The sequence below is a fragment of the Shewanella sp. Sh95 genome, from assembly GCF_001308045.1.
Taxonomy (GTDB): Bacteria; Pseudomonadota; Gammaproteobacteria; order Enterobacterales; family Shewanellaceae; genus Shewanella; species Shewanella xiamenensis.
This window is the reverse complement of the sequence record NZ_LGYY01000045.1, coordinates 14,004-28,425: the sequence shown is the minus strand read 5'-3', so window position 1 is coordinate 28,425 and position 14,422 is coordinate 14,004. Positions and strand designations below refer to the sequence as shown.

14 protein-coding genes are annotated in these 14,422 nt (G+C 46.6%); 10 read left to right on the top strand and 4 right to left on the bottom strand.

What is annotated here, in order from left to right; all coding sequences use genetic code 11:
- Positions 1 to 259 precede the first annotated feature (259 nt).
- The 3 genes from ompR (at position 260) to AEA42_RS03630 (ending at position 4,435) form a co-directional block, all read left to right on the top strand.
- Complete coding sequence (gene ompR, locus AEA42_RS03640) at positions 260 to 985, top strand: two-component system response regulator OmpR (RefSeq protein WP_037423742.1); 726 nt, start codon at positions 260 to 262, stop codon at positions 983 to 985.
- Positions 986 to 1,025: 40 nt separating this feature from the next.
- Complete coding sequence (envZ, locus tag AEA42_RS03635; protein ID WP_037427393.1) at positions 1,026 to 2,342, top strand: two-component system sensor histidine kinase EnvZ; 1,317 nt, start codon at positions 1,026 to 1,028, stop codon at positions 2,340 to 2,342.
- Positions 2,343 to 2,458: 116 nt separating this feature from the next.
- Entirely contained in the window at positions 2,459 to 4,435 is a 1,977-nt protein-coding gene (locus AEA42_RS03630) for a methyl-accepting chemotaxis protein (RefSeq protein WP_055646992.1), read from the top strand.
- Between the two features lie 82 nt (positions 4,436 to 4,517).
- Here AEA42_RS03630 and AEA42_RS03625 read toward each other — a convergent pair whose 3' ends face one another.
- Positions 4,518 to 5,801, bottom strand: a complete 1,284-nt coding sequence (locus AEA42_RS03625; RefSeq protein ID WP_055646991.1) for a DUF5666 domain-containing protein — start codon at positions 5,799 to 5,801, stop codon at positions 4,518 to 4,520.
- Between the two features lie 88 nt (positions 5,802 to 5,889).
- Between AEA42_RS03625 and AEA42_RS03620 the strand changes: the two genes are divergently transcribed.
- The 3 genes from AEA42_RS03620 to AEA42_RS03610 all read left to right on the top strand — a co-directional run bounded on the left by AEA42_RS03620 (position 5,890) and on the right by AEA42_RS03610 (position 8,302).
- Entirely contained in the window at positions 5,890 to 6,558 is a 669-nt protein-coding gene (locus tag AEA42_RS03620) for a response regulator transcription factor (RefSeq protein WP_055646990.1), read from the top strand.
- Positions 6,530 to 7,813, top strand: a complete 1,284-nt coding sequence (locus AEA42_RS03615; protein ID WP_055646989.1) for a HAMP domain-containing sensor histidine kinase — start codon at positions 6,530 to 6,532, stop codon at positions 7,811 to 7,813. The genes AEA42_RS03620 and AEA42_RS03615 overlap by 29 nt, the downstream gene beginning before the upstream one ends.
- A gap of 99 nt (positions 7,814 to 7,912) precedes the next feature.
- Positions 7,913 to 8,302, top strand: coding sequence for a NirD/YgiW/YdeI family stress tolerance protein (locus AEA42_RS03610; RefSeq protein ID WP_047535597.1), 390 nt, complete (start codon positions 7,913 to 7,915; stop codon positions 8,300 to 8,302).
- A 102-nt stretch (positions 8,303 to 8,404) separates the two neighbouring features.
- Here the strand turns inward: AEA42_RS03610 and AEA42_RS03605 are convergent, their stop codons facing one another.
- Both AEA42_RS03605 and AEA42_RS03600 read right to left on the bottom strand, forming a co-directional pair.
- Complete coding sequence (locus AEA42_RS03605) at positions 8,405 to 8,881, bottom strand: peroxiredoxin (protein WP_037423763.1); 477 nt, start codon at positions 8,879 to 8,881, stop codon at positions 8,405 to 8,407.
- 203 nt (positions 8,882 to 9,084) lie between these two features.
- Positions 9,085 to 9,675 (bottom strand): hypothetical protein, encoded by a 591-nt coding sequence (locus AEA42_RS03600; RefSeq protein ID WP_055646988.1) that lies wholly within the window; start codon positions 9,673 to 9,675, stop codon positions 9,085 to 9,087.
- Positions 9,676 to 9,975: 300 nt separating this feature from the next.
- Between AEA42_RS03600 and AEA42_RS03595 the strand changes: the two genes are divergently transcribed.
- On the top strand, positions 9,976 to 10,419 hold the full coding sequence (locus AEA42_RS03595) for a hypothetical protein (protein ID WP_055646987.1): 444 nt from the start codon (positions 9,976 to 9,978) through the stop codon (positions 10,417 to 10,419).
- 285 nt (positions 10,420 to 10,704) lie between these two features.
- Here the strand turns inward: AEA42_RS03595 and AEA42_RS03590 are convergent, their stop codons facing one another.
- A complete protein-coding gene (locus AEA42_RS03590; protein ID WP_055646986.1) occupies positions 10,705 to 11,625 on the bottom strand; it encodes a choice-of-anchor H family protein in 921 nt (306 codons plus the stop codon).
- 360 nt (positions 11,626 to 11,985) lie between these two features.
- Here AEA42_RS03590 and AEA42_RS03585 point away from each other — a divergent pair, with 360 nt between their 5' ends.
- From AEA42_RS03585 to AEA42_RS03575, 3 genes are read left to right on the top strand one after another with little or no spacing between them, the layout of a single operon-like run.
- Positions 11,986 to 12,288 carry a PepSY domain-containing protein gene (locus tag AEA42_RS03585; protein ID WP_037423775.1) on the top strand — a complete coding sequence of 101 codons (303 nt, stop codon included), beginning with the start codon at positions 11,986 to 11,988 and terminating at the stop codon, positions 12,286 to 12,288.
- 1 nt (position 12,289) lies between these two features.
- Positions 12,290 to 12,985, top strand: a complete 696-nt coding sequence (locus tag AEA42_RS03580; RefSeq protein WP_037423778.1) for a response regulator transcription factor — start codon at positions 12,290 to 12,292, stop codon at positions 12,983 to 12,985.
- Entirely contained in the window at positions 12,978 to 14,342 is a 1,365-nt protein-coding gene (locus AEA42_RS03575) for an ATP-binding protein (protein WP_055646985.1), read from the top strand. The genes AEA42_RS03580 and AEA42_RS03575 overlap by 8 nt, the downstream gene beginning before the upstream one ends.
- Positions 14,343 to 14,422: the final 80 nt, after the last annotated feature.

Genomic DNA, 14,422 nt, shown 5'->3' with positions numbered 1-14,422 from the left:
CAATTTAGTTACAATTTCATATGTATAGTGAATATATTCAACGATTCCCATGCAATTTCATTTGCTTAGTATTAACATGAGTTGGCAATTTGTCGCATTCGACCGTGGTTGGCTTACATCATGAGCTAGTCGCTCAGATTGAATCCAGCTATATTAAGCGCATTCTTGGCAGATTCGTTTTCAATTTCAGCCAGTTAATCTTTGTTGTATGACGGCATAAAAAATAAAAGCAATAATCCGAGCAATTTAAGGACATCCCATGGGACAAGAAACCTCGAAAATCCTCGTTGTCGATGATGATATGCGCCTACGAGCACTACTCGAGCGTTACCTGATGGAGCAAGGCTATCAGGTACGCAGTGCGGCCAATGCTGAGCAGATGGACCGTTTACTGGAGCGAGAAAACTTTCATTTGATTGTGCTCGATCTGATGTTGCCCGGGGAAGATGGCTTATCTATCTGCCGTCGTCTGCGTCAACAGGGCAGCACCATTCCGATTGTGATGCTCACCGCCAAAGGCGATGAAGTCGACCGCATTATCGGCTTAGAACTCGGTGCCGATGATTATCTGCCAAAACCTTTTAATCCGCGTGAATTATTGGCGCGGATTAAAGCGGTGATGCGCCGCCAAATTCAGGATGTGCCCGGCGCGCCCGCGCAGCAAGAAGCCGAAATTAGCTTTGGCGAGTTTTCACTCGACCTAGCTACCCGTGAGATGTACCACGGTGATGAGGCCATCGCGCTGACCAGTGGCGAATTTGCGGTATTAAAAGTGTTAGTTACCCATCCACGCGAACCGTTATCGCGGGACAAACTGATGAACCTCGCCCGTGGTCGTGATTATTCGGCGCTCGAGCGCTCGATTGACGTGCAGGTATCGCGTCTACGGCGCTTAATTGAAAAAGACCCCGCTAATCCGCGCTACATTCAAACCGTGTGGGGATTAGGCTATGTATTTGTGCCCGACGGTGCCGCCCGTCGATGAGCTGCTTTTGGCCTGTTGTTGACGCTTTTTTGGCACGACTATGAAACTTAAGTGGTGGCAGCGACTCCTTCCACGCAGCGCCTTTAGTCAAACGGTACTGCTGATTGGTTGTTTGCTGCTGATCAATCAGCTGGTGTCCTATGTCACTGTCGCTGTGTATGTGTTGAAACCCAGCTATCAACAAATCAACCAGTTAATCGCCCGTCAAATCAATCTGTTATTTGTCGATGGTGTCGATATCGGCCGCGAGCATTTAACCATAGTCGATGCGCTCAATGCCAAAGTCCGCGACGATGGCATGAAGGTGTATAACCAACAGCAAGCCCGTGAAGCTGGCATCGAACAAGCCACCTACTACGGTTTTTGGTCATCACAGATGTCGGAATATCTCGGTGGCGATGCCGAAGTCCGTGTTACCCACGGCAGTGTTTTGCAAATTTGGATCCGCCCACCGCAGGCGCCGTCTGTGTGGATTAAAGTGCCGCTGATTGGGCAAAATGTTTCCGACTTGTCGCCACTGACCTTGTACTTGATGGTGATCGGCGCACTCAGTGTTGCCGGCGGATGGTGGTTTGCTCGCCAGCAAAACAGACCATTAAGGCGCTTACAAAAAGCCGCGATCTCGGTGTCCCGTGGCGAGTTTCCCGATCCTTTGCCGCTTAAAGGCTCCAGCGAACTGGTGGAAGTGACCAACGCCTTTAACCAGATGGCCCATAGCATGAAGCAGCTAGAGCAAGATCGTGCACTGTTGATGGCGGGAATTTCCCACGATTTGCGCACGCCGCTGACCCGCATCCGCCTTGCCTCTGAGATGATGGTTGAAGAAGATCAATATCTTAAAGACGGTATCGTCAACGATATTGAAGATATGGATGCCATTATCAGCCAATTTATTGCCTATATTCGCCAAGATCAGGAAGCCAGCCGCGAGCCCGGGCAAATCAATAAACTCATTCAAGATATTGCCCAAGCCGAAGCCAATCGCGATGGTGAAATTGAAGTCGTACTGAGCGATTGCCCCGAGGCCTTATTTCAAGGGCTGGCGATTAAGCGGGTGTTGAGCAACTTAGTTGAAAACGCCTTTCGTTATGGCTCCGGCTGGGTGCGGATAAGCTCGCAATTTGACGGCAAACGCATCGGCTTTAGCGTTGAAGATAATGGCCCAGGGATAGATGAATCACAAATTCCTACTCTGTTTCAACCTTTTACTCAAGGTGATATTGCCAGAGGCAGTGTCGGCTCAGGGCTTGGGCTCGCCATCATCAAACGAATTATCGACCGCCACCAAGGCCAAATTACCCTCTCGAATCGCGCCGCAGGCGGTTTAAAAGCCCAAGTTTGGCTACCGCTAGAATAATCCCAAAATCATAATGACAACGCTGACATTTGATTGGTTCTGTCATATTTATGTCACGCGAAATTCATAAACTTTAGGCAGTTAACTTACCTTAAGTTTCCAATGAAGATTGCATCATGAAGATTTCGACCTTGTCACGTACTGCTTCGGCGCTGTTGTTATTGCTTGCGGGATTATTAGCAGCAGTAGTACTTTGGAGTAGCGATCAAAGACAGCAGATTGAGCAACAAACCCAAGTACTCCAAGGCCTGCAACAGGACTTTCTCGTAGGCGTGCGCCGCGATCTTGATGGCTATTTAACCAGCGGCAACGCGACCCAACTCGAAGAAGCCAAAGCCAAGCTGAGCAAAATCAAAAACCAACTCAGCGAACTCAACCTTGCCGCATCAGGCAATGCCGATGAGGAATTACAGGCAGGCCTGAATCAATTTATTCAAGACTTAGACACTAAATACCGCGCGGCGGGCAAACTCGCAGGCAACCCAAGACAACTGCTGGCTCACGCCGAATCCGAAATGCTCGACTATAACCGCAGGCTTGGTAGCTATGCCGACAAAGGCTTAGCCGTTAATGCAGCAATAGCCGAGCAATATTTGCAATTAAGCCGTGACTTTCCCAGTATTGTTTATCAACTGTCGCAGCTTACCGATGGCTATCTCATTGATAAAAACCAGCAACTTAAGAATATTCTCGACAGCACCAGTAAAGCGCTTAACCAATGGCGCGATCAACTCAACGCCCTGCCATTAATCGGTGTATATGAACAACAGGAAGCCGATGAATTTGCCCTCGGCGCAAGTGAGCCGCAGCAAATTGAAGTGGGCGAAAATGATCGCAACGAGCTGTTAAGCCTTGCCAATCGATACAATAAAGAAGTCGCCAATACCCACCAACTGCTGCAAGCCAATCAGGAGATGCAAGCGCAATTAATTCAAGCCATTAGCAGAGTTGAACAGCAGCTCATTGCCCTCGGTGAAGCCCAAGCGGCCAAAAACCAACAGCTCAAATATGAGTTACAAGTCATTCTTTATGCAATGGTTTCGATTATGGCGCTATTTGCGATCGGCTATTTAATCCTGCAACAGAACCGCGTGGTTAACCCCCTCAAACGCCTCAATCAAGCCTTTATGCAATTAAGCGAGTCCAACAGCCGTGAACGTTTGGACATCAATCGCCGCTGCGAAACTGGCCAAATTGCAGGGCATTTTAATCAGCTACTGCATCGTTTTGAACAGGAAGATGAACTCCAGCGCCAACAAATGACTAAGGTTTCTCAATCCTTAAGTCAGTTGGTCGCGCGCATTACTCAACTGTCGCAGCACACCGAACACACTCAGACCATAGTCGCCGACACGCAGTCGCAAACCGAGCATATCCGTAGCCTCGCCAATGAGGTCAGTCATACCTCGGCTCTAGTCGAGCAGAGTGCGGTCGAAACCATGCGCCAAATGCAGTCGAGCCAAGCCGAGGCCGAAGCGGTACTGAGTGCCACAGAGCAAACCCAAACGGCGGTTGGCCTTTGCCATGCCTCGCTCGAAAGCCTGAATAACTCAGTGGCAGATGTGGCAAAAATCATTGATGTAATTGGCAATATCGCCGAGCAAACTAATTTACTGGCACTTAATGCCGCTATCGAAGCCGCCCGTGCAGGCGAGCAAGGTCGCGGTTTTGCCGTGGTCGCCGACGAAGTGCGCAGCCTGAGCCAACGTACTCAGGTGTCGTTAAATGAAATCGTGAAAATCCTGCATCAGCTCACCCAATCTAACCTTGCTCTCGGCGAGAGTGTCGATGGCATTGCCCAAGCGACCAATAGCCAAAAACAGCGGGCACAGAGCCTATGGCAAATGGCACAAACCGTACAAAATCAAGCGAGTGAAATGGCCAATACCGCCAAACAAGGCTCGCTCAACGCCAAGGAACAGGTGGATTACCTCGATGAATTTGTTCGCAGCATGGATAACCTGAAAGACCAAGCGCAAACCAGTTCGCAGCAGAGCGAAGTCATCGCCCAAGAAGTACAGCAAAGCGTGGAAAATATCGAAACCAGTTTAGGTATTGCCGACAGTCGTGTCGTGCCAGTGCGCGCGGCTTAAGCTTAAGCACATAAAAATGGCAGCAAGAGATCAATCTTGCTGCCATTTGCAGGGGTTAACGAGCGTTAGTCGTTAACAGGCATTAGTCGTCAATGCGGCAACTGTGGATTTGCATGCCATCAAACTGACATTCCACATTAACCCATTTACCATCAAAGGTCGCTAATGAGGCATCACTAGCATGGTAACCCCACAGACTGTTCTGGCTCACCTTTCCGGTTAACTCCAGTTCATTACTCTGCTGTTCGAGATCAATTTCCTTCACTAGCCATTGGCCATCGGCTAATTCAACGCCCTCAATTTGCAGCCATTTTTGATCAAGGGTTGCAAGGGTTAAGCCATCGTCAAACTGGGTTCTCGCGTCGATAATAAAGGTAAAGCCATTGATTTGTAGCTGGTTATTGCTATCGAGCGTCGCTCGCCCTTCAAGCTCAAACTTGTTGCCTAAATCGGGTAATGGACCACCCGCATCTGAACTTTCAAAGTCGACCTCTTTGGCCCACAGGCCCTGAGCAGTGGATTGAATATCCACCTCTAGGCGCTTACCTTCCAGCAAATTGCTGCGATTACCATCTTCAAATTGAGTCTGTTCAGTCACATAGAGTCGTGTGCGGCTATTAAGCTCAAACTGGCTCTTGTCTTGGTTAACCCAAGTCACAGTGCCCTCTAACTCCATCTCGTTGAACGTCGGCACATCACTCGCATCTTCTACGTCGACTTCGTGGGCCTTAAATACGGCGCCATCCTGTTGACCTTCAACCTCAACCCACACACCTTCGGTGAGTTGACCCTTTGGGGTGATACCAGCGTAATCGATCAAGGCTGAGCCCAGGCGGAATTGCTGCGCAACAGGATCAAGCTCTGTTACTCGACCTTCGATTTCAGCAATTGCGAGATTTGGGAAAAGGTTAATCGACTCTACCTGCCATTGTCCGACCACTGTGGGGTAGCCATTTACCGCTACCCAATCGCCCTTTTTATATTGGCTAGCTGATGCAACGGCTAACTGTATGCCATTGACCGTAATATTATTTTGATTGATGGCACTGATTTCACCGACCAGCGCAGGATCGACAGCAACCGTTTTAGCCTGCTGACCTTGGTTAACCAAATCTAGGCGCATCCCCACTTGAATAGCTTTTGCATCCAGTGGCTGTTGTTGATAACGAATATCTGCATTGGCGATATTAATCTTGTATCCATTCACAGTGATCTGTTGATGGTCTGCGGACACTTGAGTCACAGTCCCCATCACTTTAGCGGGTAAATTCGCGGGAGGTGGCGCCACATCCGTTGATGAACCATCGCTACCACAGGCGGTTAATAGTAATGCGCTAATACCTATACCTACTAAGTGCTTATTCATTTTTTCTCCCTTATTTACCTTGTTAAATCAACGGCTGGCATCTTAGTATGGGAAACGTCAAGCAAACGTGAAGAAATGAAGATAAGCAATGAAAGTATTAATTGTTGATGACAATCATGATGTTATAGAAACAATCATGGACTATTTAACCCTCGAAGGCATTATTGCTGACTGCGCCTATCACGGTGAAAGCGCCATCAATTTAATACAGCAAAACCATTATGACGTGATCATTATGGATATTATGATGCCCAAATTAGACGGTATTCGTACGGTCAAAAAACTGCGCGAAGAGCTGTTTTGTAATACACCAATTTTGTTTTTAACCGCCAGAGATAGCCTGCAGGACAAAATTGACTCCTTTACCTCGGGCGGTGATGACTTTTTAAATAAACCCTTCGCCATGGAAGAACTGTGTTTGCGCCTACGGTCACTGCATAATCGCGGGCCGCGTTTAGATGTAGGCATATTGCGCTTTGGTGAAATCAGCTTAAATGTCGCAACGCAACAAGCATGCCGCGCGGGTAAGGAAATCAAGCTGAGTAAAATCCAACGCACGATTTTGACGCTACTGCTCAAACATGCCCCCGCCATTGTGAGTAAAGAACAAGTTATCGATGCGGTTTGGGGTGACGAAGCCCCCTGTAGCGACGCGCTTCGTAGCCATATTTACGGCCTGCGTAGTGCATTGGATAAGGGCTTTACAGATTCCAAACTAGAGACGATTCATGGCCAAGGTTACCGACTCCTCCCCTAAGCCATTACCGAGCTTATACAAAAAAATTCGCCTAACGTTTTTAGTGCTCACGAGCCTAATGTTCGCGATTTTCTGGGGTTTGATTTATATCGCCGAAGAACAAATTGAGGTCATTAGCCTTGAACACAAACTGGCGACCGAAACCCGCGAATACCAAAAAAACTATCAACGATTTGGCGATAAAGCCCAGCTCCCCGATATCCACGAACTCACCACCTATTGGAGCAAAGAGTTTGTGCCGCAATGGCTGCAAGCTTATCAACAAACGGGTTTTTATGAGCACCAATTGGGCGCCGAAGATAAGCACTTTTTAATTTCACCGCACCCATCAGGGCAGGGTTTATTGTATGTGGTGTATAAGGATGATGCGGATGACTTTCTCGATGGGTATGAGGACAGGCTGCATTTTTTGATATCCCTCTTCGGGGTAGGTTTACTGCTGTTCATCATGGCCTATGGCTTGTATTTTGTGCGGCTACTATCGGCACCATTTTTTGAAATTGAACGAAAAATCAATGCGCTGACGCCAGAGGAGCCGAGCTTTATCCCTAGCACGCCCTACCGTGAAACCCGCCATATCGAACAAACGCTACTGGAAAATAAAGCCAAAATTGCCGCCTATTTTACTCGGGAGCAGGAGTTTAGTCGCTTTGCCTCCCATGAACTGCGCACGCCCATTATGGTGATCCAAGGCTCGACAGAATTGCTTAAAAAACTACCAAACAACGCCAGCGAAGCCCAGCAGCGGATCGCTAACAAAGCCATTGCCCGCATTGATTACGCAGGCCAACAGATGAAAACCCTCACCGAAACCTTTTTGTTATTAGGAAAGGAACAAATTGAATCGCAACACTATGACCAAGTTGATTTAGCCGCACGGCTTACGCAGTTATTAAGTGAAATGGCGCAGCATTTTGCCAAACACGAAATCCACCATCAGCTCAACGTTAACCAAAATACCGCCATTTGCGCACCGGTGAGTTTTGTGGACATAGTGATAGGTAACTTAATTAAAAATGCCTTTAACTACAGCAGTGGCGATATTGAAATCACGTTGAAAAACAATCAACTAACCATAAAAAACCCGCTTAGTCACCACAGCGCCGAGCCCACGGGCTATGGCTGTGGTTTGATCATTATTGAACGGATAAGCGAGCGCATGGGGTGGCACTTTTCGGCCCAAAGCCTAGGGAATGACTATCTGGCAACAATCCAATTTATGGATAACGGCGAGCCACAACAGCATCTAAATTAATCCGCTTAAATTCTTCACAACTGCTTCACGCTCGTCTTGGCATGATACTCGCTGCAGATGAGTCGCCCAGCGGCGTAAGATCAGAAAGAGGACATTTAGATGAATAAAATCACCTTAAGCATGTTAGCAATCACATTGTCATTGAGTGCCTTGTGCAGCCAAGCTGGATTTCAACCAACAACGGGCGAACCCCAATTACGTGGCGGTTTTCAAGGCCCTAGTGCACGGCAAATCATTCATGATGTCGTCAGTGCGCTCAATGCCAGCGATGACACTCAAGTGGAGTTAACCGGTCATATCATGTCTTCAATTGGCCACGATGATTATATTTTCCGTGACAGCACGGGCGAGATTAAAATCGAAATTGACGATGATCTGTGGCTCGGACATACCGTCACACCAGAAACCCAAGTCATTATTCGCGGTGAAGTGGATAAGGATTGGTCAGAAGTCACTATCGATGCCGACAGCATTCAACTCGCTCAATAACCGTATAAAAATCCCAAATAAAAAAGCCAGCCTAGGCTGGCCATTGTTCTCGCTCAAGCAAGCGACACATCAGCCCCATAAGTTCAGGGGCATCCGCTTATCTTAACTTAAAGCCGCCAACACCACTTCGGCCTTGCTGACCTCGAATGACTTAGGTGCTTCAACATTCAGTAACGTCACCACGCCGTCATCGATGATCATCGCATAACGCTGTGAACGCACACCGCCAAAGCCTGCGGTATCCATCTCTAATCCGAGCGCCTTAGTAAAGCTGGCATCGCCATCGGCTAGCATCAGTAGCTCAGACGCATTTTGCGCCTCGCCCCAGGCTTTCATCACAAAGGCATCGTTTACCGATACACAGGCAATTAAATCAACGCCTTTGGCTTTAAACTGATCGGCCAGCACCACATAACCTGGCAAATGTGCTTCAGAACAGGTTGGTGTGAAAGCACCAGGCACTGCAAATAACACTACTTTTTTACCCGCAAACAGCTCGGTAACTTGATGATTTACCATGCCATCTTTTGTTAATTGGCTTAACGTCGCCGCTGGTAATTTTTGACCTTGAGCAATCATGTCTCTCTTCCTTTAGTTAACGTAACTCGCCCATACTAGCCCGAATCGGAAATGATAAACACCGAGAGAAAAAGGGGATTTGTGCAGTGAAGCAAATTACGATACGGGAAAACCTAGAATGGAATAGCAAGTTTTTACTTTGGGATGCACCACTTACTTTTTTTGAATAAACGATGGCTATTTTTCGATCCCAACGTTTGAGCTTAGCGGCGCAGCATTTTTGTGTCGGCTTGACCGAGATTTATGGTTACCTCGAACTCAAGGCCTGCTAGTTTCTCAGCAATAAGTAACTTCTTTGCACGCTCCGTCGCTATGATCATTCGGCCACGGCTATTACCAGAGCCGAAAACAACATCAGTGCCAGAAAGATCAGATTCTGGTTCCTTTAGAAGAATTGCGGGTGTTGCACCAGCAACAGCCTTATGGAAACCACACGCAGTACAAAAGGATTCAAATTTTGTTTTTCTTGATGCAGAGTCAAACGATGTTATCGATGTTGGTTTTATCACAAAGAATTCAGAATCAGATGGGAGGGCAAGAAATTCAAGCCCACCCAGTTGCAATCGTTGACATGTCTCCTTGAACTTAAGGGAGGCGATGTTGTAACCGTCATAGGTTGCAGATAAGTCGTATTCCCTCTTTTTGACTCGAAAGAGTGAATTAATAAAATAAAGCTCCGTCTTATAACCACATACGGAGCAAATAGGGATATCTTGAACCTCCTCAAGCAGGCTGTCGCAAGAGCCACACATGTTTGAATCGTTATCACGACCGTGAAGGGGAAATGCAGCCACTAACTTCCTCTAATTAAAAAATAAATGAGGCCACCCAAGATAAAACAAGAACCTAATGCACTTTAGGTTTGCGCACAACTTACTCATAGGCCATTGAAAGAACTTGAGCAGCATCATAGGCAAAAAATCGACATAGCAAAGTATTCACTTTACGATGAGAGTAGACTTTTTTCAACATGGTCAACTCATACTTTAGCCTACCCTAAAGAGCAATTGAGATTCGTTGAAAACACAATTACACTGAGATAGATTAAAATATTAGCAACTAAATTTAACATCGGTATGCGACAGGGAAATGTTATGAAATTAAACTATGCCATATTTGCGATTGTTGGCTTTTGTGGGATATTTTTTACTGCAAAAGCTCATGCAAATACTCCAGAATTACCCGCTTGTTCAGCAGTCGTTTGTGAAAAAGTCTTCCTAGATGAAAAGCACATGCAAGCTACGCTTTTTGTTTGGACTGGTGATGCAAAGATTTTACATTCATATACTTTTGAGTTAAAAAATAAAATTTCATTTGATGATATAAGCACTAACATTAAGGAATTAAAGGTTGGTACATTAGATTCGAGTGTTCAAAATCTTCCGCCCCCAGCAGCCCCTTGTAAAAGCGGAGTTTGCGCAAGCGTTTTACAAGAAACATTCCAAACAATGACACAAATGGTAACAGTCAGCCTAATATTTATACATTTAGATGGTGAATTAGTTTCAGTGTCATCTGTAACAAATGAACAAACATAAATGACTAAGTAGTGAATAAGCGAGACCCCAATTATCGAAATTCTTTATGCATAAATAGGCAGTTATATATTTACTGACGCAACTTCATTAGAAGTAAAGTATATTAACGCATGAAGCGAACAGCATTTTTCGAAATCGTTTAATTATCCCATTGCTAAGTTAAAAAAGCAGCGTATCTATTGATACACTGCCTTTTTAGTGTGAGATCTACTTTTTACCCTAGAGGGTATTACTCAAGCATTAATCGTGATGATTTACATAAGATTTTATTTGGCTCTAAAAGTATTAAACCCATTTTTCACGCTTACGCATTGCTGCTAATAGCCCTAAACCAAGCAGAGCAAAGAAAGAAACTGCGCCGCCTTCTTCGACAATAATTACCTCACCAGAGCTATCGCGGTCACGACTTTCTAGCGGCAAGGCATATAAGCCATCAGTATCATCGGCGCTAATGGTCGCAACAATATCGCTATAACCAACCTCATAGACATCGATTAATACATCGTAGTGATCCGTTTGATAGCCAGTGTAGAGGGTCGTCAGTACTTCGTAATCATCCTGAGTCGAGTCACCGTAGATGGTAAACACGTCCGTGGTGTAGTAATGCACCCAAGGGCCACCGTTACGGCTGAGGTATAACTCGGCAAACAGGTCGGCGCGCTCATTAAGATATGCACCAAACACATCTACATCGAAGGTCACGCTAAAGGTTTGATAAAACCCATCGTAATCAAAGTCTTCAAACAAACGGCTGCTGGCATCAAAAATCGCAAAGCTGTGATAAATAGGGGCGCGATAGGGATCTTCTGTGGCGGCGCTTGAACTGGGGATCGGCTGACTCGTATGTTTGGCGATCACTTGTTCGCGAGTCATGGGGGTTGCACCCATCAATTGTACTCGCTGAACATTCGCACCTTGTGCCGAGAAGGACGGTGCCAGCGATTTAACCGCAGCGGCAGTAGCTTCCGCTACACTTTGAGCGGGAGCCGACTGTTGCAATAGGCTTAAGGCTTGCTGCTCTTGCTTGACGGCTTGCTCGGTATCGGTCTTTTTCATCATACCAATACTCGCTGCACTAAAAGGCGCCAAGTTTGACTCGTCGCTCGGCTGCGCGCTCACCATTGTCGATGCCAGAAATGCACTGGCCAATACTACAGCCTTCACATACGTCGTGGTTGCGATAACTTGTTGTTTCACTGTGTTCATCTTGAATACCCCATTGGATAATCCGCTCAAATTGGTGACATTAGAGGGCACTCAAGGTGAACATAAGCTGAACATTAAAATCTGCTGTATTTCAGAGCAACACTACTGTTCAGCCTTAATTCATCTGCTGTGGTTAACACTACTAATATGTCACAGGATATGACTCCTGATATGTAAAGAGGTTCGATGAGGATTAACTCGATAAAATCTCACGAATCACAGTGAATTTTAAAGGAATTGTGTTTACCAATTGGCTGATCTCTATGTGTTTGTTATGGTGATGAGGTATTCTTAGTCGACTCGATAAGCTAACCAGCTCGCCACTTACTTAAGATCGCCGAACCTGTACGGGTAACAGATATGAAACTTGGTTTGACACTGACCCTAGTCGCTTGTTTATGTGCCTCCTTTGGCTGCATAGCGGGCAATGATAAACACGATGATCGCAATCAATCGCGCGACCAAGGCGTTAAGAATGAGCAGCGCCGCCTTGTGGTGAATAGTCCAGACCAAGCCGTGGCTATGGCGCAGCGTCAATATCGAGGCAAAGTGCTCAGCGTGCAGTCGAGCGGCTCAGGCTATAGAGTCAAAATCCTCAATAATGATGGCCAGGTTTTTTCAGTTTCGGTGGATGCCGCCACAGGACGCGTGTCGAGGAATTAATATGCGACTCTTACTCGTTGAAGACGACTTAGCACTGCAAGCCAACTTAAAACAACACTTGCTGGATGCCCATTACAGCATTGATGTCGCCAGCGACGGCGAAGAGGGCTTGTTTCAAGCCGTTGAATATAACTATGACGCCGCCATTATCGATGTCGGTTTACCTAAACTCGACGGTATTAGCCTTATCCGCCGCATTCGCCAAAAAGAGCGCGCTTTCCCTATCTTAATTTTAACCGCGCGCGACAGCTGGCAAGATAAAGTCGAAGGCCTCGATGCCGGTGCCGATGATTATCTCACTAAACCGTTTCATCCCGAGGAATTGGTTGCCCGCCTTAAAGCACTGATCCGACGCTCGGCAGGTAAAGCAAGTCCAATCATCACTAACGGTCCCTTTAGTTTAAATACCAGTAGCTTAGAGGTGCGCAAAGGGGATGAACTCGTCACGCTAAGCGGCTCTGAATACAAACTATTTGAGATTTTTATGCTGCATCAAGGCGAAGTGAAATCTAAAACAGCACTCACCGAACATATTTATGATCAGGATTTTGACCTCGACTCTAACGTTATCGAAGTCTTTATCCGCCGTTTACGCAAAAAGCTCGACCCCGATAACCAATACAATCTAATCGAAACCCTGCGCGGCCAAGGCTATCGTTTAAGAGTCATTGCTCCTGAGCAAGGTACTGATGAGTAAACGCGCGCTTGCCTGGCAGTTGCTCAACTCCTTAAAGACTCGGCTCGTCCTTAGCGCGCTGTTGTTTATATTGGTGCTGCTGCCGCTGATTGGGGTCGCCCTCAATGACGCCTTTGCTGAACAGGTAAAGAGTGCCGCTAAAAATGAGCTAAGTGCCTATGTATATTCAGTATTAGCGGTGACTGAAGTCGAAAATAAACGGATTTTTATTCCTGAATTAGTGCTCGAGAACCGCTTTAACCTTATTCAATCAGGCCTCTATGCCATAGCCACCACCGAAGATGCGGAGCATAAACAGAGCATCGTCTGGCATTCGCAATCCTTTATGGGCATCACGCCACCAGCACAGTTCACCATTCCGCCAACGGGCCAAAGTGCCTTTGAGCAAATCGACCTCGCGGGCGCGCCACACCTTATCTATAGCTTTAGTGTGAGCTTTGCCAGCCTGAATGAAAATGTGCCGGTGACTATCCATATCATTAAAGATGAACAGGAGTTTCAGCAGCAGATAGCTCAATTTAATCAACAGCTTTGGACTTGGTTACTGATCTTAATTCTCGTGATGCTGATATTTCAGCTGAGTTGGTTGATTTGGACCATTAGACCACTGGCACGCTTTACCCAAGAGCTGCACGATGTGGAACAAGGTAAATCAACCCAGCTGAGCAGCCAGTACCCCAGCGAGTTACAAGCGGTGGCGAGGCAGCTCAATATCTTGCTCAATACCGAACAAACCCAGCGTAAGCGCTACCGCAACGCCCTTGCGGATTTAGCTCATAGTCTCAAAACACCACTGGCGGTGATTAAAAGTCAGGTGGATTTAAGTGAAGCCTCGAGTGAGCAAGTGTCGAACATCAGTCGCATCATCAGCCACCAGCTTAAACGCGCCCAAACTGCGGCGGCCGCCTCATGGCATTTAGGGATTAAGGTTGATGAGGTGGCCAATAAACTGCTACGCACCTTAGCCAAGATTTATCGAGAACCGCAAATTAACCTCGGTGGCGAAATCGCTGAACAAGCGGTTTTTAAGGGCGATGAAGCCGATCTCACCGAGATTTTAGGTAACTTACTCGACAATGCCTGCAAAGCCGCTAAATCAACGGTCAAATTAACCGTCACCGGCGATGCTTATCAATTGCAACTTTGTATCGAAGATGACGGCCCAGGGATCAGCGAACCCCTACAAACGCAAATCTTTGAGCGCGGGATCCGCGCCGATTCCTATCATCAAGGTAACGGCATAGGTTTAGCGATTGTCCGCGATTTAGTGGATAGCTATAACGGTCGAATTTCTGTTTCCCGCTCAGAAAATTTAGGTGGCGCCAAGTTTACCGTTAACTTTACTCATTCTGCTTAATCTTTTATTTTCAATGCCATATATCGTTTTATTGGTAAGAAAATAAATCTACAACACGCTTTTGCCGCACAATATACTTT